Here is a 19,259-nt window from a genome sequence, read left to right as displayed (position 1 = left end):
GGGGGCCAGGGGAGGGGATCGTTGTGAACTGGTACCTGGGCGTACTCAAGAACTACGCGGGCTTCAGCGGACGTGCGCGCCGCAAGGAGTTCTGGATGTTCGTGCTCTTCAACTTCATCGCCGCCGTCGTGCTGTCCATCATCGGCCAGGTCATCGGCTCGCAGTTCCTGTACTACATCTACGTGCTCGCGGTGATCATCCCGAGCCTCGCGGTCGGCGTGCGCCGCCTGCACGACACCGGCCGCTCGGGCTGGTGGTACCTCATCGGCCTCGTGCCGCTGGTCGGCGGGATCATCCTGCTCGTCTTCTTCGCGTCCGAGGGCAAGGCCGAGGCCAACGAGCACGGCCCCAACCCGAAGTACGCGGCCTGACCGCGCGCTCCGCACGCCGGAGCGGCACCCACATCCCGGAGGCCGGGACGGCAGCGCATGCCGTCCCGGCCTCCGGCCGTGCGGCGGTCGCGGCGGACGCCCCCGAGCGGGACGGCGACCCGGCCGCCGCCGATCTACGATGACCCCATGAGCGGCGAGCGAGACCTCCGTACCCTCCTGAGCTCCCTGCGGCCCGAGCTGAACGAGGGCCGGTACGTCTTCACCAGCGTGCGCCGGGACGCCGTACCGGCCGGCGTCTCGCCCGTCGTCACGGTCGCCGAGCGCGAGGGCCTGACGCTCGTCCTGTCCGAGTACGAGGCGAAGCAGGCGGGCCTCAGCCACGCCTTCGTGGCGGGCTGGATCACCCTGCGGGTGCACTCCGCCCTGGACGCGGTGGGGCTCACCGCCGCCGTCTCCCTGGCGCTCACGGACGCGGGCATCAGTTGCAACGTGGTCGCCGGATACCACCACGACCACCTCTTCGTCCCCTACGAGCGGGCCGCCGAGGCCGTCACCGTACTGGAGTCGCTCGCGGCCGAGTAGCCGCTCCGGGACTCCTCGGGCGAATGCCCCGGCCGTGGCGGCCCGAGGTCAGCGCCCCGGTTCCCTCCGCGCCCGTCCGGGCCCGGCTCCGCGACGTGAGCCGGGCCACGTAACATGGCTCCATGTCCTTCCTCCGCCGTCGCAGCGCCGCCACTCCCGCCGGCCCGGACTTCGATGTCCTCGCCATGGACCCGGGGGACTGGCCCGGGAACCTCGGAGCCGGTCTGCTGCCCGCGCCCGACGGCACCTGCCAGGGCGTCTTCCTCCGGTACGACCTCTACGGTGGCCGCGGTCCGGCCATGATCATCGGAAATCTCCCGGAGGGCTCGCCCGCCCGTGAGACCGAGGAGGGCCAGGTCCCCTTCGAGGTCGCGCAGCTGCTCCTCGCCCTGGAGAACGACGAGCCGGTGGAGGTCACCTCCACCGAGGACATCCCCGTGATGCAGGGCGACAACCTGCTGATCGTGCGCCGCGTAAAGCTCTCCGAGACCCGCATCGCCTGCGTGCAGTTCGACCGCAGCGACGGTGTCCTCGTCACGATCGCCAGCTGGGACCGCCCGATCACCGACGACCTCTACGCACTCCTCAAGCCGCTGCCCGCGGAGCTCTTCCAGCAGGGCTGACCCCACTCGCCCCAGCAGGCTGAAACGTCCCTGCGGCCCACGGAGAAGTCCGTGGGCCGCAGGGACGTCTGGTTGTCGGGCCCGCCCTCCGCCCGGACGGCGCCAGAGCCGGGCTGCCGGGTGGCCGGGCTGCCGGGCGTCGGGCTCAGGCCTCGGCGTCCCGGCTCCGGCCGGGGGTGAGGAGGTAGGCCAGCGCCATGTCGCCGAGTTCGTCGGCGTACCGGGCTCTGGCCTCTTCTCCGGTGGCGGCGTCGGGGCGCAGGGAGTTGTGGAAGCAGGCGCCGAGGATCGCGCGGGCGGCGGTGTCGAGTGCCTGCCGGGGCCGGGAGCGGCGGATCTGGCCGGTGTAGGGGGCCGCCGCTTCGAGCAGGAGGCGGTGGAGTTCGGTGATGGTGGAGGTCCCTCGCTCCAGCGACCTGGTGCCCCGCGTGCGCAGCAGCTCGGGGAAGAGGCTGCTGTGGTCGGCGAACGACTGCAGCAGGGCGTGCGCGTAGGCGGTCAGGACCCCCGGGAGCGAGGGCTCGGCCGCACGCAGACGCTCGGCCACGTACTCCTCGCGGCGTTCCAGCATCCGCTCGGTCAGGGCGGCGATCAGCTGCTCCTTGTCCTCGAAGCGGCGGTAGATCGTCCCGACGGCGACACCGGCGCGTTGCGCGACACCGGCGATCGTCATCTCCTCCAGGCCGGAGGTGGAGGCGATCTCCTCGGCCGCCCGCAGCACCCGGGCCAGGGTCGCGGCGCTACGGGCCTGCCGGGGCTCCCGGTAGGACGCTGGGCGCTCCGGCTCTTCGGTCATGTCCCGCATGGTATCGGCACCGCTCCCAGCAGGACTTTTTGACATCCGACGCACTCCGCGGCGTACTCTCGTGATGCGAACGCGAATTCACATTCACATTTGGAGGTTCGACCATGACCGACAACCGGACGTTCCAGCCCGTCACCGTGACGCTCGAAGCCGGGCCCGCCGGCGCCGGATCCATCGACGACTTCGAGCTCTTCTACGCCCGCCGCGCCGTGGACCGCTTCCGGACGCTGCTGGGCCGCCAGGGCCTCCTCGACCTCCTGGCCGCGGACATCGAGGCGGGCAACGCGGTCCTGCGTGAGAGCGCCCGCACCTCCCGAGGCGCCTTCAAGGGGGGCACCACCGTGCTCGCGGCGAAGGGGCTGACCTCGGGCGAGTTCCTGGCCTGGATGGACCAGGCGTTCGCGGGGGACGAGCGCGTCCTCCTCGCGGCGCACCCCGAGCACTACGTGATGGGCACCGACGAGACCGGTGCCCGTGTGGTGGAGAACATCGGCCCGTACGTCGCCGACTTCTCCATGGGCGGCTGGGGCACCGACGCCCTGGCCTGGGCCGAGGACGCGGACGAACTCCTCCCGGAGGCGGAGTTTCCGCGCAGGATGTCCTCGAACCTGTCCCTGGCCGACGGCACCGTCATCGGACGGGCGCTGATCCAGTTCGGTGACACGGCGGACGGGTTCACCGCGAACCTCACGGTCTACTTCCCCGTCACGTGCCCGGACGAGGTCCTCGACCACCACCTGCGGCACTATGCCGTCGAGTTCCGGAACTGGATCGTCGCCGCCGCGGACTCCCGCGCCTGACGCCCCCGGCCGTACGCCGGACCGGTCAGGCCTCGTGCCCGGCCTTCTCCCGCAGGGCGCGGTCCACGGCCTCGCGCACCCGCTCGTCCTCCAGCCGCTTGCGGCGGGCCCGCCCGCGCCGGGTCAGGACGACCGCCGCGACGATACCGGCCAGGACCAGGGCCGCGAGCAGGGTCAGCGTCCACGGGACGGCGAGGCCGTGGGCCGTGGCCCGGACCGGCTCGAGGGCGGTGGTCGAACCGGCGGCGTCGGTGAGGAGCGGGGTGACGGTGACGGTGGCGGCGAGCCGGTACGCGGGAGTGACGCCGTGCACCGGGACCGTCACCTTCCAGCGTTCGCCCGGCAGCAGCTCCGGCGGCGCGGCGACGGCGCCGGCATCGGTGCTGAACATGCCGAACGGACCCGTGACGGCGACCTTCTGGGCCCCGGAGAGCACCGCGTTGCCCGTGTTGTGGAGGCTGTACGTCACCGTGGCGTCGCCCTGGGCGAACCCGGCGGAGCCGTCGTAGGAGACGTGCACGTCCTCGACGGCGAGCGACGGCCGCAGGGCCCCGCTGACCCGCAGCTTGATGCGGATGCCCAGGCGCCGGTCGACCGCGATGCCCTCCGCCCCGTCGGGCTGCTTGAGCGAGGTGAGGATGCCGCCCACGTAGTCGCCCGGAGTCGCGTCCGCCGGGACCGTGACCGTGAACGGGATCTCGGCACTCCTGCCAGGGGCCACCGTGACGGTCTCTCGCGCGGCCCGCACCCAGGCGCCGACGGAGCGGGACTTCTTGTCCCGGGTCAGCAGGTCCAGCTGGCCCTTGTCGGTGGTGAAGCCGTCGGCGGTGTACACCGCGAGCGTCAGCGCGGTGGTGCCGTGGTTGGCGACGACCATCGCGTCCGTCGTCTTCCCGCCCGGATTCACGCTGTAGCCGAAGCTCGACCGGTCGGCCCCGAAGTCGTTGGCGGCCGTCCGGACCGTCCAGGTGACGTCGCCGTCGTCGGCCGCCCGGGCCGCAGCGCTGAACACACCTGCCAACGCCAGCACCGTGAACAGGACGAGGGCGCCGGCACGGACGAGGCCGGCGGGGAGGGTACGGCGGGATGGTGCCACTGCGTGCATCTCGGGGGTCTCTCTGATGAGGAGGTGGGGCAGGTCCGGCGGACCGGTGCCCGCCCCACCGGTGGAGCGGGATCGGTCAGCTGCTCAGCGCGGTGATCGTGAGGGTCGCGCGGTAGCCGCCCTTCTGCACGCTGTCCGGGATCTTGAGATCCAGGTCGGCGCCCAGCTTGGAGGTGCCGCGCTCGTGCCCCTGCTCCGCGGAGCCGAGACCGCGGGAGACGGCCAGACCGTCACCCTGGTCGTCGTACCCGGAGGCGACCGGCGAACCGGCCTGCGCGCCCGCGCCCTGGTCGAGCACGTACGGCGTCCAGCCGAGGTAGGAGCCGGAGAACGTCTTGTCGGCGTCCTTGAACGCGCTCACGTTGGCCGAGACCGACCACGGCGAGAGCGAGCGGCGGGTGTCCGACACGAGGATCGGGTTGATCTTGCCGGAGGCGGTGAAGTGGTCACCGTTCTCCTCCTTGGCGGTGCCGAGGTCCACCAGGCCGTTGTAGCCGTCGATGGTCCAGCCGAACTCGCCCGGAGCCGCGTTCGGCACGTTGACCTGGAGCGACTGGCCGTCACCGTTGTAGGGGTGGACGCTCACCTTGTCGACGATCGAGCCGACCGGCTGCGCGGCGTCGGTGTTGTTGCACCAGTCGCCGTGCGAGACCTCGGAGTTGGGAGCGGCGCAGGTGCTGCTGCGGATGTTCTCCACGACGAGCTTCTCGTCCCGCACCTGGACCTTGACGTAGCTGCGGACGTGCTCCTGGTTCTGCACCGAGTTGTACCAGTAGTTGCCCGGGTTCAGCGGGTCGGCGCCGTTGCCCGCGCCGCTGGTACCGCTGTTGTCGGGCGCCGTGATGTCGTAGTACTTCGACCCCGAGGCGGAGTTGGCGGTGACGTACAGGACGCCGCCGGGTCCCGGGTAGACGTCGGCCGCGCCCGGCTGCTCCTCGGGATCGGCCTTCTGGCCGTTCTTGATGAGGTAGCTGCGGGAGTAGCTGTGGTCGTGGCCCTGGAGCACCAGGTCGACGCCGAGCTTGGAGAAGGTGGTCGGGAAGTCGACCCGACGCGCCTTGTTGTCCCCGTCCTTGGCGTGCGAGGCCGGCGAGTAGATCGAGTGGTGGTAGACGAGCACCTTCCACTTGGCCTCGGAGCCGTGCTGGTTGATGACGTCCGTGACGTACTTGGTGTGCGCCTCGTCACCTCCGCCGCCCTGCGAGGTGGCGTAGCTGTTGCTGTTCAGGTCGATGAACAGCACGTCCTTGTAGATGTACCAGTAGTCACCGCCCGAGGTGTTGGACGCCGGGTTGCCGTTGGCGTACTTCGAGGCGGAGTTGTCCGTGTTGGGCGTCGAGAAGTGCTGCTCGTACGCCTTGCCGCCGACGTCGTGGTTGCCGATGGTGGCGGCGTACGGGACCTGGCGCAGCTGGTCGGGGGCGAGGAAGGACTTCCACTGGTCCTCGTTGTTGGCGCTCTCGACCTGGTCGCCGCCGGAGACGAGGAGTTCGGCGTTCGGGTTGGCCTTGGTGGCCACGTCCAGCGTGTCCGCCCAGCCGGCCTGGTCCTGCGCCAGGTCGCCGGAGGAACCTATCTGCGGGTCGCCGAGGAAGAGGAAGTCGTACGCGCCCTCGAAGTCCTGCGTCTTGAACGCGTAGACGGCCGACCAGTTGCCCTCGCTGCCGACCCGGTAGGAGTAAGCGGTGTTCTCCTTCAGGCCGGTGATGGTGGCGTGGCGGTTGTAGCCGCCGCTGGAGGCGAGGTTGGCGGCGCCCAGCGCGTCGAAAGTGACCGCGCCGGCGGGGAACTCGCCGCCGGCGAGCTGCGCCGTGGGGGCGAGCTGCACCTTCTGGGCGGTGTCGCCGGAGGAGTACCAGCTGACCGTGCGCTGGGTCTCGTTGGCGCCGACACCCAGGACGATGCCGGTGAGGGCGGAGGCGTCGGCCGCGGAGGCGGGGGAGCCGGCTCCGCCCGCGAGGGCCACGGTCAGGCCGAGGAAGGCGGCGGTGGCGCCGGTGGCCACACGGGTCCGCACGGGGCCCCGGGCCTGGTGGGAAGCGTTCGATCTCATGAAGTGTCGTTTCTTCTGTGTGCATACGGTGCGTATGCAAGGGCGATGCACAAGTTGTCCGTGCAAGATGAACGAGATCTGAATGCGATCTTGGTGCGGGTTGAACATCACCGCCCACGTGCGGTTTTCAGGCACCCGCCACGCGCTGGACGAACCAGATGAGCCCCATGGCCGCCACGCAGGCGGAGAGCCCGCCGGTGGTCCACGCGGCGGCCCGCGGCGAGCGGCGCACGAGCAGCAGGAGCAGCGGGAACACCACGGCGATGATGCCGAGCTGGACCGCCTCGATGCCGACGTTGAACACCAGCAGGGACCACAGCAGGGTCCACGACCAGGCGGCTTCGATCCCGAGAGCGCCCGCGAACCCCAGCCCGTGCACGAGGCCGAAACAGAACACGACGCCGAGCCGGGTCCAGCCCGCGCGGTCCAGCGCGAACCGGCCCTCGCCGGGCGCCCGGAGCTCCGCCACGCCGGTGCCGCGCCCCCTGATCCGCCACAGGTGCCAGCCCGCGACCACCGCGATGGAGAGCGCGATGACGGGCTCCACCAGGCCGGCCGGCACGTGCACCAGCCCCAGCGCGGCCAGCAGGAACGTCACCGAGTGGGCCAGCGTGAAACTGGTCGCGGCCAGGACGACTTCGCGCGGACGCCGGGACCCGGCGATGAGCGCCAGCAGGAACAGGATGTGGTCGGTGCCGGTCAGCAGATGCTCGGCGCCCAGCCGGAAGAACTCCCAGAAGCGCTGCGTCCAGGACTGGCTGATGGAGAAGGACGGGTGCCCGGCGTCGAGCGCGGCACTCCCGGAGTGGCCGCCGACGTCGTAGGTGACGATCGTCTTGGTGCCCTTGACGTATCCCTCGGAGTCGGGGAAGAGCGTGCCGCGCACCTCGTGGTCGCCCGCGCCGTGCTCGGCGCAGGTCCAGTCGAGATTCAGCAGGGCGTACGGCACGCCCTCCTCGGTGCCCATCCGGAACGCGCCGTCCGGTGCGGGCGTACAGGCCTTTTGGCCGGCGCTGACCGAGAGGTGCCGGGTGACGTAGGCGAGCGCGGTCCCGCGGTGGGCTTCGAGCGCGGCGGCCTCGGCGGCCGGGTCTCCCGCTTCGAACGCGTCGGTGCCCGCCCGGAAGAGGGAGTCGTCGTCACCGGTGTCGGCGGCCGAGACGACGAGCAGGTCGTACTCCAGTTTCAGTTCGGTGCGCAGCGGTCCGTCGCCGTCGGCGGTGACGTGCGCGTACACGGTCGACGAGAAGCCGTGGGCGGCGGCGGGCCGGGCGAGGCAGAGCAGGAAGAGAGCCGCCGCTGCGAGAGCGAGCAGGGGGCGGCGTACACGGTGAGGCATGGAACTCCTTGAGGTTGCCCGTGCACCGTGCAGGCCGTGAATGAACCGGAAGCGGCCGGTCAGCGAAGTGTGGGAAAACAAACGTTCGACAGCGGTCCGTTCCGTGGAGATCGGGTGAGCCGACGGCGCAGGATGTGCGGAAAGCCGCCCCGGACCGGCCCGCCCCGCACCCACCGGGGGCCGGGCAGGCACGCAGCCGTGCCGCGGGGCCCCTACCGGAGGACGATCGTCTTGCACCGCCCGCTCCAGGCCGCCGCCGTGACCACCGCAGCCGCCCTCGCCCTGCTCGCCGGATGCGCCTCCGGCGCCGACTGGTCGCGACCGCACCCGCGTCCCTCCGCGATCGGCGCGCTGGGCGCGGGATTCATCGGCCCGGACGAGTCGCCCGCCCCGGAGTCCACCGTCACGCCCGATCCCGGCTCCTGGTCGAAGGTGCGCCCCTCGGACGGCGCCCGCGTCGTCCTGCTCACCGCCGGCCACGACCGGCCCACCAAGACCCTGGTGACCGCCGTGAAGCAGTGGGCGAAGGACGAGGACGTCGATCTGCGGACCGTGACGGCGACCGGCGCCGCCGACCTCCTCCCCGCCGTCCTCAGGGCCGTCGACCTCCACCCCGACCTCGTCATCAGCGCGGGCAACAGCCTCGTCGACCCCCTCGCCACGGTCACCCCGAGCCACCTCGGCCAGGAGTTCCTGGTCGTGGGCGCCGAACTCGCCGAACCCACCCAGAACGTCACGGCGGTCGACTGGACGGGCGCGTCCTTCCGGGGCGAGGGGCTCGGCATGTCCTCCGCGTACGACGCCGCCTCCTTCACCGCCGCCCGCTGCGCGGCGGCCGTCCGTGCCGGAACGGCGGCGGTGCTCTCGGGGCACACCGGGATCGTGGTGTGGCTCGACAGGTTCTGAGAGCGCCCCGGTGGGGCGACCTCCGTCCGGGGCGCACCGGGCGTGGTGGCCTCGTGCGGTCGTCACGTCGACGGACGCCTCGCGTGCACGCGCCGTCGTGACGGCCGTCGGACCGGCGGGTCCCCGGACGAACCGCGAGCGGTTCTCCCGCGTCTTCACCCCGGACGGTGTACCGCGTGGCGAGAGGACGGCACATGCGCTTCCACATCGACGTCTGCGAGGGGGACTGGAGCGTCGTCTCCTACGGCTCGTACGGCGCGCATTTCTCCTGGATCCTCGACGAGATGATCGGGGCGGGGGAGTTCGGCTCCGCCCCGGACTCGGCGCGATGGCGTGAGCTGGACCGGCGCACGGGCCGGGACACCTTCGTGGTCGAGGTGCCCGGCGACGCGGCTGCCACGACCGTCGGCGAACTGACCGAGCTCTGCCTGGCGGAGGCCCGCCGCTCGGGTGCGGCGCAACCCGCGCCACCGGCCCCCTCCGCTCCGGGGCCGGTGGCGTGGTACGAGGACACCGTCCTGGACGTGTGGCTCTCGGACTCCGCGACGGACGAGCGACCGGCGGAACGGCTCACGCTGGAGGAGGCCGGGCTGCACGACGGGGACCTGCTGGTCCTCTCCATCGAACATCCCGCCCGCGGGTGCTACTCGATGAGCGCCCCGCGCAACCCGGACGAGCTCTTCCGCTGGCTCCAGCTGGCGGAGAACTCCACGGCCCCCGCGGGAGGACCGCGCCTGTGGGGCGTGCTGCTCTACACCGACGCCGACGTGGAGCTCGCGACGTACGTACGCACCCACTTCGACGACCTCAACGTGCTGTCCGGGCCCGCCACCCGGGTCTTCGTGGTGGAACGCCGCGCCGACTGGCCGCAGGCGAGGAAGTACTGGCGCCGCCACCTGGAACCCGAGCTCTACCGGGTCATGTCCACGATGCACTGGCTGCGATGGACGCCGTACGATCCCCAGGGCGCCTACGAGGTGGCCGCCCGGCTCGGGCTCGGTCCCGAGGCGCTCCCCTGCCTGGTCTTCTTCGAGGCGTCCGGCGGCGGCCACGAGCGGAGCGAGAAGATCGTCTTCCCGGTCGAGCACACGTCGACGGCCTACTTCAGGTCCCTCTTCGGAGCCGTGCACCGTGCGGTGTCCGCCGCCCGGCGACCGGCGGCACAGGAGGAGAACCGCGGGCGGCCGGAGCGCCCCTCCGGCCGGTACGCCTACGCGGCGCGCCGCCCGCGCACCGACGGATACGCCCCCGCCGCAGAGGCCGTCGACAACCTCCTCGCATCCGGCCCCGCCTCCGACGCCGCGGCGTTCCACGCCCTCCGCGAGGCCGAGGACGGGATCAAGGCGGAGCTGCGGAGACTGGTGCCGCCGCCCGAGGGGATCACGATCAGCAACAGTTTCGTCGTCGTTCCACGAACCGCAGGAGCCGAAGTGCCCGACAACTTCCACTTCCAGGGCGAGCACACCACCTTCGTCAACCGCCCACGGTCCACCGTCATCAGGGACTTCCAGAACACCTACGCCTCCAGCGCCCACGCCGAGGAGCTGACGCGGCTGCTCCGGCTCGTGCTGGAGAGCCGGGACACGTCCGCGGCCGACCGGGAGGAGGCCGCCGCAGCCGTCCACGACCTCGCCCGCCTCGGCGCGGCGACGGAACCGGACGTCCCGGCCGCCACCACGCGCGTGGAACGCCTGCGGACCCTGCTCGCCTCCAGCGCGGACATCGCACAGCCCGCGCTGGCGATCCTGGCCTCGCTGGGGGCGTTCTTCTCCGGCTGAGAGCGGGGCGGGGCACCCGGTGACCCGAGTCGGAGATCCGCCGCCCACCGCCGACGGATCTCCGACGCACGACCCGGGGGCGAGCCGTCTTCGCGTCGCTCCGCCCCGCTATCCCCGCGCCCCGGCCATGCGCGACGCCAGCCGGGCCGCCGAGGTGCCGAGCCCGGTCGGACCGTTCAGCGGGCCCCACGGCGGACGGGCGGCTCTCTCCCGGCGCAGGTCCTCCTCGCGGTACCGGCGGCAGTCCCGGTGCCAGACCAGGATGCCCGCCAGCCAGTTCCGCAGCTCCCGCACATAACCGGCGAGAACCTCCCTGGACCCCGCGTCGAGCGCCAAGTCGTCGTACAGCAGGGGGAGTTCCACCTCGGCGACATGCTCGAACTGCCGCAGGCGCTCGTTCATCAGGTCGTGGACGATCGCCACCCCGGTCGGGTAGTCGACGCCGAAGAAGTTCTGCACGACCAGGACCCCGTTGTGCACCTCGCCCTCGTACTCGATCTCCTTCTGGTACGAGAACAGGTCGTTGAGGAGAGCCGCGTAGTCCGCAGCCGCGTTCTCCAGCGACCGCATAGGGCCGCTGCGGTAGACCTCCGGCGGCACCTTCTTCCCGTGCGCCAGCCGGCACAGGGCCATCGTGAGATCGGACCCGAAGGTCATGCGGCGCATCTCGATGTAGTCCACCGGGTCGGGGATACGGTTCTGCGCCTGGTTCGCCAGCTCCCACAGCCAGCTCTCCGTCATCGACTCGACCGCGTACCGGAAGGCCCGCCGGCCCTCCTCGTCCATCGGTCCGGCGGTCCGCTGCCACAGGTCCCCGAGCCCGCGCTCCAGCGCGTTCACCGGCTCCGGCACGCCCGCTCCCGAGCCGTCCAGCGGCATGAAGAGCGACAGCCGCTCGTTGGCCAGCTTCGCCCCCGCCAGATCGCGGGTGCGCCCGTGCACCACCGGGAACCAGTCGTCGCCGTAGGTGCCCCAGGCCAGCCACGCCGAGGAGAGGTCCAACTCCTCGGGCGAGGCGTCCGGATGGATGCCTGCCGCGCAGAGCGGGAGATCGACCGCGGTGATCCGGTCCTCGTCCCAGATGTGCGAGCCGGGCACCCCCGGTTGCCCCTCCAGGATTCCCATCCGGCGCGCCCAGTCGACGAGCCGCACACGCGCCCCGTCGAGATGGGGACTGAGCGCGGCCGTGAACGGGAGCCGGAAGTCGGGCAGCAGCGAGGGGCCCACCCGCTGGTACGGCACATGGCTGTGCCTTTGCAGCCGGGCCGTCTCCGAGCGGGGAGTGAAGCGGATCGAGGCGGCAGCCGTGCCGAACGTGTCCGCCATCCCCAGACGGCCCGAAGCCGCCACCGCGCCCCCGTCGTTCATGTAGCGGCTGGAGCGCAGATGCCACTCGTGGCCGCCGGACTGCCAGTCCTGGAGCCCCTTGACGTACGCGAGGACGGCGGTGGCCTCCGCCGGATCCAGCCCCTCGCTCGCGCAGAGCGGTCCCAGTTCGGTCAGGACCGTGTTCTCGAACTGCTGGAGCCGGGAGGTGAGCAGGTCATTGACGGCCTCGGCCGCCTCCTGCGTGGAGCAGCCGAGGAACTTCTCCAGCACCAGCACGCCGTTGCTGTTCTCGCCCTCGTCCTCCACCTCGCGCTGGTAGGAGAAGAGGTCGTTGCGCAGGTGGACACTGTCGGAAAAGGCGTCGCGCAGGACCCGCAGGGCCCGGGAGCCGGCCACCGCCTCGGGGACCTCGGCGTTCGCCGCGTACTCCACCAGCCCGGCCGACCAGGGGGCTCCACCCACCTTGCGGCGCATCTCGATGTACTCGACCGGGTTGGCGATCCGGCCCTCGTTGATGTTCGCGAGCTCCCACAGCGACTCGTTGAGCAGGTTCTCCGTCGCTTCGGCGAACCGCGCCCGCCACGCGTCCGACATGCCCGGCACCGTCCGCGCCCAGAGATCCGCGAGCCCCGCCTCGACCGGGTTGACCGGCTCGGGAGCCGGGGCGCCCCGCTCCATCGGCATGAAGGCGGGCAGCCGTTCGAGGTAACGTTTCGCGCCCTCCCGGTCGGGGTTGCGCTTGAACAGCTCCAGGAAGTGGTCGTCGAAGAAGAAGACCCACACGTACCAGTCGGTGACCAGCGACAGAGCCTCGGACGAGCAGTCGGGATGGGTGTACGCGCACAGCAGCGCGTAGTCGTGCGCGTCGAGGTCCTTCTCGTCCCAGACGCCGGATCCCTCCAGCATCCCCATGCCCCGCGCCCACTCCTTGGTGTGGCGCCGCGCCTCCTCCAGGTGCGGGCTGAGCCGTGCCGGATACGGGACGTAGAAGTCCGGCAACGAGAAGGGCTGTGCCATGTGCGTCGGGCCTTTCCAGGAGACTCCGCGCGCCGTTCGCGCGGACCCGTTGTGCGCGCCAGCACTACCCCTCGGCCATCCGGGCTACGCACAGCGGCCATAAGTCGCATCATCACCACGGGCTCTCCCCGGTGGAGTAAAACTCCGGTAACGAAAACCCGTCACCCGCACCGGGCGTTCCTGCCCGTCGCAGGTCACAGCGGCTGCCAGAGGTCTGCACCACTGGCTCATCCGCCGCTCCCCACAACGCTCTTGACGTGTCGTCACCCGTGGTCGGAGAGTGTGCCGCCACGACGGTACGAGAGATCGACTCGCCCCACGGCACAGCAAGTCCCGCTCCCAGAAGGGTTGTCATGACGTCGAAGAAGAGGTCCAGACTCGCACTCGCGCTGGTCGCGGCCGGTGCGCTGTGCACCGCCCTGCTCACCCCGGCCGCCCAGGCCGACGAGGTGCGCCCCGAGTGCCCGCGCAGCCTCGCCTGCGACTGGGTACCGGCGGCCTACCAGCAGACCGGCGACCCGGCCGACAAGGCCGCGTACGGCAATTACGACACCGCGGACCGGCCGAAGACCAACGCGGTCAAGTTCATCGTGCTGCACGACACCGAGGTCGACTTCGACGGAACTCTTCGGACCTTCCAGAACCCGCTCAACAAGACGTCCGCCCACTACGTCGTCCGCTCCTCGGACGGCCACGTCACCCAGATGGTCAAGACCAAGGACATCGCCTGGCAGGCCGGGAACTGGTACGTCAACACCCACTCCATCGGCATCGAACAGGAGGGCTTCGCCGCCGACGGGGCCGCCTGGTACACCGACGCGATGTACCGCTCCACCGCCAAGCTGGTCGCCCATCTCGCCAAGCAGTACGACATCCCGCTCGACCGGCAGCACATCCTCGGCCACGACGGCGTCCCGCCCACCAGCGCCGCCGGGACGAAGGGCATGCACTGGGACCCGGGCCCCTACTGGGACTGGAACCGCTTCATGGCCCTTCTCGGCAAGGAGACCCGGCCCTCCGGCCCGAAGAAGAGCGAACTCGTCACCGTCGCACCGGACTTCGAGAAGAACAAGCAGGAGTTCCGGGACTGCGAGAAGGGCGTGGACCTGCCGCTCCAGGGCAGCAGCGCCGTCCCCCTGCGCACCGCGCCCTCCGCCGACGCACCGCTCTTCTCCGACCCCGGACTGCACCCGGACGGATCGGCCGGCACCGACTGCGCCGCCGACTGGGGCAGCAAGATCAGCGCCAGCCAGCAGGCCGTCGTCGCCGAGCGGGTGCCCGGCTGGACGGCGATCTGGTGGTACGGGCAGAAGGCCTGGCTCAGCACTCCCGCCGGTACACGTGTCACCGTCCCCACGAAGGGCACCGTCGTCCGGCCGAAGGCGGGCCGGACCGAGATCCCCGTGTACGGCGTCGCCTACCCCGAAGCGGCCGAGTACCCGGCCGGCTTCACGCCCCGCACCGGCTCCCCGCTCGTCTACACCATCAAGGCGGGGCAGGCGTTCCCCGGCGGCGGCGAGGCCCCGACCGGTTACTACTACGCGCCGACCATCGACGCGTCGACCCCGTACGACCACACGTACTTCGCCGGTGCGCAGAAGTACCTGACCGTCCAGATCGGGCACCGGGTCGGGTTCGTGAAGGCGACCGACGTGGACGTGGTCCGCGCCGGCTGACGAGGCGCTCCGGTGCGGGCGGGCCGACGGGCCGGGCTCGCCGGCACCGGACACGACGGCCTGCCCGGACACGACGGCCCGCCCCGGACACGACGGCCTGCCCCGGACATGACCGCGCGCCCGCGGGCCGGTGTGTCGGCACCGGCCCCGCGAGCGCGCTCCCCCTGGGGGCGGGAACGCCCTGACCCCGCCCAAGGTCAGCGCGTGCCGACGGCCGCCCGTACGGCTCGGCGGGCCATCGCGCAGTCGTCGTGCAGCCGGCGCAGCAGCAGCCGCTGTTCCTCGCCGGACGACAGGGCGCCCGGACGGTCGTGCGAGGCCCCCGCGGGACCGGGCTCCCGCATGGTCCGCTGGACGGCCGTCTCGTAGGTACGGATCTCTCGTGTCAGCACCAGCATCAGATTGACCAGGAACGCGTCCCTGGCGTCCGCGCCGCGCGCCTGCGCCAGCTTGCTGATCTCACGCCGCGCCACCACCGCGTCCTGGCCCAGCACCGTCCAGAGCGTCGCCAGGTCGTACCCCGGGAGGTACCAGCCCGCGTGCTCCCAGTCCAGGAGGACCGGACCGGTGGGCGACAGCAGGATGTTGGAGAGCAGCGCGTCCCCGTGGCAGAACTGCCCCATGCCCTGCCGGCCACCCGCGACCGCGAGGCCGTGCAGCAGCTTCTGCAGGTCGCCCAGGTCGCGGTCGGTGAAGAGCCCCAGCTCGTGGTAGCGGGAGATCCGCGAGGCGTAGTCCAGCGGGGCGTCGAAGAGACCGGCAGGCGGGCGCCATTCGTTGACCCGGCGGATCGCACCGAGCACCTGGCGCACATCCGTACGGGGGGGTGCCTCCAGGGGGTGGCGCGTCAGTGCCGCCACCCGTCCGGGCATCCGCTCGATCACCAGCGTGCAGTTCTCCGGGTCGGCCGCGATCAGCCGGGGCACGCGGACGGGCGGGCGGTGCCGGACGAACGAGCGGTATGTCGCTATCTCGTGCCGGAACCGTTCGGTCCAGGCCGGCGAGTGATCGAGTAAACACTTCGCCACCGCGGTCGTGCGTCCGGTCATGCCCACGATCAGTACGGAGCGACCGCTGCGGCGGAGAACCTGGACCGGGTTGAACTCGGGGCAGATGCGCTGCACGGAGGCGATGGCCATGCGCACCTGCGCACCCTGGGGACCCGACAAGTCGATTCTCCCGCTGAGCGGTTGGGTGCCCGGGCCCGCCGTCCGACGGGCCCGGCCCAGACCCGGTGCCGGAGCGCCGGAGAGGGGGGCGAGATACGGTCCGCCTCCGGTTCCCCTCGGACGGAGCGGCCGGGGCGGAGCGGACACGGAGGACGATGCTGTGTACATGGGCGAGACAGATCCCTTCGTGCGCCGACAAGTTGCGTGCACCACCCCGGCCGGCGGCCGTACGGCACCCTGGGGAGTACCGAGGGCTGCCGGGCGGGGTGGCGCACTCCTACCTGACACCGCGGGGCCGGTGGCAGTGCAGATAGCGGGCCCTGGCGAACGGGTGGCGAATATGCGCGGCGCATCTGACTGGGGGTTAGTGTGCAACTCAGCCGAGAACCTGGGGGCTTGACGTGACCGGAGAACCCAACACCCGTCTTTCCGACCTGTTCGGCATGGCCGGATGGTCAAAGGGCGAGCTCGCGAGGATGGTGAACCGGAAGGCGGCGGCCATGGGCCACTCCCAACTGGCGACCGACACCTCGCGCGTCAGGCGCTGGATCGACATGGGGGAGTCCCCGCGCGATCCCGTGCCGGAGGTGCTGGCGGCTCTGTTCACCGAGCGGCTCGGCCGTGTCGTGACCATCGAGGACCTCGGGTTCGGCCGACGCGGGCGCACGGGAAAACGGCGGGTCGCCGGGAAGGACGAGCATCCCGACGACGTTCCGTGGGCGCCCGAACGGACGGCGGCGGTCCTCACCGAATTCACGGGAATGGACCTCATGCTCAACCGACGCGGCCTGGTGAGCGCGGGCGTCGCGCTCGCCGCCGGCCCCACCCTCACCAGTGCCCTGAACGACTGGCTGCACTCCGATCCCACTCCGGCGGCCGACGCGCCCCGGACCGACACCCCCCTCCACGCGGACCCCGCGGGGTTCGACCGCTACGACACCGCCCCCATCGGCTCCGCCGAAGTCACCGCCCTGGAGAACGCGGTCGACATCTTCCGCAAGTGGGACGCCCAGCGTGGCGGCGGACTCCAGCGCAAGGCGGTGGTGGGCCAACTCAACGAGGTGGGCGGCCTTCTGGCCTACCGTCACCCCGCAGACCTCCAGCAGCGCCTGTGGGGCGTCGCGGCCAACCTCGCCGTACTCGCCGGCTGGATGTCCCACGACGTCGGCCTCGAACCCACCGCCCAGAAGTACTTCGTCATCGCCGCGCACGCGGCGCGCGAGGGCGGCGACCGGCCGCGCGCCGGCGAGGCACTGTCGCGGGCGGCACGCCAGATGGTCCACCTGGGGCGTCCGGACGAGGCACTCGATCTGATGAAGCTCGCCCACTCGGGGGCGGGCGAGGAGGCGCTGCCGCGCACCCGCGCCATGCTCCACACCATCGACGCGTGGGCGTACGCGTCGATGGGCCGCGGGCAGGCGATGCGCCGCTCCCTCGGTGAGGCGGAGGAACTGTTCGTCTCCGACCGGAACGACGAGGAGGCGCCGGGCTGGATGCAGATGTTCGACGAGGCCGACCTCTACGGCATGCAGGCGCTCGCGTTCCGCACGCTGGCCGACCACGACCCCTCGGCGGCGGCGCTCGCGCAGCAGCACGCCAAGAAGGCCCTCGGGATGCGGAACGACGGACGTCAGCGTTCCAAGCTCTTCGACTTCATCTCGCTCGCTTCGGCCTGCTTCATCGCCGGCGACCCGGAACAGGGGAACACCTACGCCCGGCGGGCCATGGTGTCGATGGGGGAGACCTCCTCCCACCGCACCTGGGACCGGCTTCAGCAGATGTACGAGCTCACCGCGCTGTACACCGACGACCCGGCGATCCGCGATCTCCGCGAGGAGCTCGCACTCGTGATGCCCCGCCAGGTCAGGAAGGAGAAGGGAACCGAGGCCTGAAGCCGCGTCGGCCTGCCCACCACCCCGAAACGCTTCGCCCCGCGCGTCCGACCGGCCTCCCGCCGGGTGCCGGGCGTCGGCTCTCGGGTGTCAGGTGCCGGGCGTCGGTTGGCCGGGTGTCAGGTGTCAGCTGGGGGGCGTCAGCCGGCGATGCGGGCGACCAGCACGCACCCCTCGACCGGGCGGTCGTCCCCGCCGAACTCCTCGGCGACGGTCCGTACGCACTCGGCTGCCGTACGGGACCGGGAGAGCCGCGGTGACAGCCCGAGCAGCTTCTCCGGGGCGGCACCGCGCTCCGTGGCCGGAGCCAGTCCGTCGGTGCGCAGCAGCAGCACGTCACCGGGAAGCAACCGCGCGGTCTCCTGCCCGTAGGCGATTCCCGGTGCGGCGCCCAGGAGCGCCCCGTCGGGAGGAGGCAGTGGGGCCCCGGAGCCGCCACGGAACAGCACGGGTGCGGGGTGCCCCGCCTGCGCCCAGGTCAGGAGGTGGTCGGAGGGATCGAAGAGCCCGCACAGGGCCGTGCCCAGCGTCGGCTGGGCCGATGCCTGGAGGAGCTGGTTCAGATGGGTCAGCAGCGCGCGGGGCTCGATGCCCGCCACCGCCATGCCCCGCAGCGCACCGAGCACCATGGCCATGGAGGAGGCCGCCGGAATACCGCGCCCGGTGAGACTGCCGATGGTGAGGAGGGTACGGCCGTCCGGCAGGGCCATGGCGTCGTACCAGTCGCCGCCGGTCGGGCCGCAGGCCCGTGACGGCAGGAGACGGGCGGCGACGTCCATGACGGCGCCCGATCCGCCGTCGCGCACCGGTCCCAGTGAGTCGGGCGGGGACGGCAGTACCGCCTGGTGCAGTTCGACCGCGATCCGGTGCTCGGTCCGCGCGATGTCGTCCTGCCGGTGCAGGGAGTCGCGGGTACGGACTTCGAGCTGGCGGCTGTCGTTCAGCGCGCTGACGTCGCGCAGGACTGCCCAGAGCGAGACGGTGCGGCCCTCGGGATCCAGTACCGGCTCACCCATGGCGTGGAGGGTCCGCGTCCTGCCGTCCGGACGGCGGATGCGGAACTCGCCGTCCATCGGCTTACCGTCGATCAGGCAGTTGGTCACCATGGAGGTCAGCAGGGGCTGGTCCTCGGGGACGAGGACGGTGGGCAGCTCGTCCAGGGAGAGGGGACCCGCGTCGACGTCCCTGCCGAAGATCTCGAAGAGCTCGGTGGACCATTCGACGTCGTCGGTGAGGAGGTTCCACTCGGCGCTGCCCGCCCGGCCCGACAACGGGCCCTGATCCTCGTCGGCGGGAACGCCGTCCGCGGTCACCGGGGGAGGTCCCTCCCTCAGTTGTCCGAGACGGGCGCCGAGGTCGTCGAGGTGGTGGGCGGCGAGCTCGCAGAGTGCGCGCTGCCAGCGCTGGTGAGGGTCGTCCTCGTCGATGACCACCGCGGACCGGCACACCGAGTCCAGGTCTCCGCGCAGCCGGCGGGCCCGGTCGATCATCGCGTCGACGGCGTCCCGCTCGGACGGTCGTACCGCCGGGCGGTCCGCGAAGAGGGGGGACGGCATCTCGAACTCCGATACAGACGCTGCTGCCGGTTCTCGGGGAGGAACGGGAGAGGAACCGAGGATGACTGTGACACAGCGGAGTGGGGCTCGTAAGGGGTTTGCCGGTACTCGTCGCGTTCTTGCGTCTGGCATATGCCAGCGGCTGACGCGAAGGGGTGTGCTTCGAACGCCCTTTCGTGGGTGGGGAGTTGGTCTGAGGTGAAATGGCCCGCCGGGGGGCATCGGGGAGGATGTGCGCCCCCGGGCTGCGGGGAGGGCGCGTTCCGCGGGTGTCGGGGGAGTGGTCCGAGGGGGAAT

15 protein-coding genes are annotated in these 19,259 nt (G+C 71.5%); 8 read left to right on the top strand and 7 right to left on the bottom strand.

Annotated elements, in window-relative coordinates:
- Nucleotides 1-23 precede the first annotated feature (23 nt).
- The 3 genes from ACFWEE_RS21015 to ACFWEE_RS21005 all read left to right on the top strand — a co-directional run bounded on the left by ACFWEE_RS21015 (nucleotide 24) and on the right by ACFWEE_RS21005 (nucleotide 1,537).
- Entirely contained in the window at nucleotides 24-371 is a 348-nt protein-coding gene (locus ACFWEE_RS21015) for a DUF805 domain-containing protein (RefSeq protein ID WP_386891087.1), read from the top strand.
- 147 nt (nucleotides 372-518) lie between these two features.
- Nucleotides 519-914, top strand: coding sequence for an ACT domain-containing protein (locus tag ACFWEE_RS21010; RefSeq protein WP_386891086.1), 396 nt, complete (start codon nucleotides 519-521; stop codon nucleotides 912-914).
- 122 nt (nucleotides 915-1,036) lie between these two features.
- Nucleotides 1,037-1,537, top strand: a complete 501-nt coding sequence (locus tag ACFWEE_RS21005; RefSeq protein WP_386891085.1) for a hypothetical protein — start codon at nucleotides 1,037-1,039, stop codon at nucleotides 1,535-1,537.
- Nucleotides 1,538-1,682: 145 nt separating this feature from the next.
- Here ACFWEE_RS21005 and ACFWEE_RS21000 read toward each other — a convergent pair whose 3' ends face one another.
- On the bottom strand, nucleotides 1,683-2,333 hold the full coding sequence (locus ACFWEE_RS21000; protein ID WP_386891083.1) for a TetR/AcrR family transcriptional regulator: 651 nt from the start codon (nucleotides 2,331-2,333) through the stop codon (nucleotides 1,683-1,685).
- Nucleotides 2,334-2,446: 113 nt separating this feature from the next.
- On the opposite strand from ACFWEE_RS21000, the gene ACFWEE_RS20995 reads away from it, so the two are divergent.
- Nucleotides 2,447-3,142: a hypothetical protein gene (locus ACFWEE_RS20995; RefSeq protein ID WP_386891081.1), complete on the top strand. Its 696-nt coding sequence runs from the start codon at nucleotides 2,447-2,449 to the stop codon at nucleotides 3,140-3,142.
- Between the two features lie 25 nt (nucleotides 3,143-3,167).
- Here the strand turns inward: ACFWEE_RS20995 and ACFWEE_RS20990 are convergent, their stop codons facing one another.
- The 3 genes from ACFWEE_RS20990 to ACFWEE_RS20980 form a co-directional block, all read right to left on the bottom strand.
- On the bottom strand, nucleotides 3,168-4,247 hold the full coding sequence (locus tag ACFWEE_RS20990) for a WxL protein peptidoglycan domain-containing protein (RefSeq protein WP_386891080.1): 1,080 nt from the start codon (nucleotides 4,245-4,247) through the stop codon (nucleotides 3,168-3,170).
- A gap of 76 nt (nucleotides 4,248-4,323) precedes the next feature.
- Nucleotides 4,324-6,300 (bottom strand): fibronectin type III domain-containing protein, encoded by a 1,977-nt coding sequence (locus ACFWEE_RS20985; protein WP_386891078.1) that lies wholly within the window; start codon nucleotides 6,298-6,300, stop codon nucleotides 4,324-4,326.
- Between the two features lie 127 nt (nucleotides 6,301-6,427).
- Nucleotides 6,428-7,639, bottom strand: coding sequence for a HupE/UreJ family protein (locus ACFWEE_RS20980; protein WP_386891076.1), 1,212 nt, complete (start codon nucleotides 7,637-7,639; stop codon nucleotides 6,428-6,430).
- Between the two features lie 231 nt (nucleotides 7,640-7,870).
- On the opposite strand from ACFWEE_RS20980, the gene ACFWEE_RS20975 reads away from it, so the two are divergent.
- Nucleotides 7,871-8,545 carry a hypothetical protein gene (locus ACFWEE_RS20975; protein ID WP_386891074.1) on the top strand — a complete coding sequence of 225 codons (675 nt, stop codon included), beginning with the start codon at nucleotides 7,871-7,873 and terminating at the stop codon, nucleotides 8,543-8,545.
- A gap of 194 nt (nucleotides 8,546-8,739) precedes the next feature.
- Nucleotides 8,740-10,323 (top strand): hypothetical protein, encoded by a 1,584-nt coding sequence (locus ACFWEE_RS20970; RefSeq protein WP_386891073.1) that lies wholly within the window; start codon nucleotides 8,740-8,742, stop codon nucleotides 10,321-10,323.
- Between the two features lie 108 nt (nucleotides 10,324-10,431).
- Here ACFWEE_RS20970 and ACFWEE_RS20965 read toward each other — a convergent pair whose 3' ends face one another.
- Nucleotides 10,432-12,669, bottom strand: coding sequence for a germacradienol/geosmin synthase (locus tag ACFWEE_RS20965; protein ID WP_386891071.1), 2,238 nt, complete (start codon nucleotides 12,667-12,669; stop codon nucleotides 10,432-10,434).
- A gap of 353 nt (nucleotides 12,670-13,022) precedes the next feature.
- Here ACFWEE_RS20965 and ACFWEE_RS20960 point away from each other — a divergent pair, with 353 nt between their 5' ends.
- A complete protein-coding gene (locus tag ACFWEE_RS20960; RefSeq protein ID WP_386891070.1) occupies nucleotides 13,023-14,345 on the top strand; it encodes an N-acetylmuramoyl-L-alanine amidase in 1,323 nt (440 codons plus the stop codon).
- 197 nt (nucleotides 14,346-14,542) lie between these two features.
- Here ACFWEE_RS20960 and ACFWEE_RS20955 read toward each other — a convergent pair whose 3' ends face one another.
- Nucleotides 14,543-15,682 (bottom strand): aminoglycoside phosphotransferase family protein, encoded by a 1,140-nt coding sequence (locus tag ACFWEE_RS20955; RefSeq protein ID WP_386891068.1) that lies wholly within the window; start codon nucleotides 15,680-15,682, stop codon nucleotides 14,543-14,545.
- Nucleotides 15,683-15,915: 233 nt separating this feature from the next.
- Here ACFWEE_RS20955 and ACFWEE_RS20950 point away from each other — a divergent pair, with 233 nt between their 5' ends.
- Complete coding sequence (locus tag ACFWEE_RS20950) at nucleotides 15,916-17,406, top strand: hypothetical protein (RefSeq protein WP_386891067.1); 1,491 nt, start codon at nucleotides 15,916-15,918, stop codon at nucleotides 17,404-17,406.
- A 140-nt stretch (nucleotides 17,407-17,546) separates the two neighbouring features.
- On the opposite strand, the gene ACFWEE_RS20945 is transcribed toward ACFWEE_RS20950, so the two are convergent.
- Nucleotides 17,547-18,962, bottom strand: a complete 1,416-nt coding sequence (locus ACFWEE_RS20945; RefSeq protein ID WP_386891066.1) for a PP2C family protein-serine/threonine phosphatase — start codon at nucleotides 18,960-18,962, stop codon at nucleotides 17,547-17,549.
- Nucleotides 18,963-19,259 lie beyond the last annotated feature (297 nt).

Origin of the sequence: Streptomyces sp. NPDC060184 (assembly GCF_042728795.1) — a bacterium.
Classification (GTDB): Bacteria; Actinomycetota; Actinomycetes; order Streptomycetales; family Streptomycetaceae; genus Streptomyces.
This window is presented reverse-complemented; position numbering and strand designations above follow the sequence as displayed.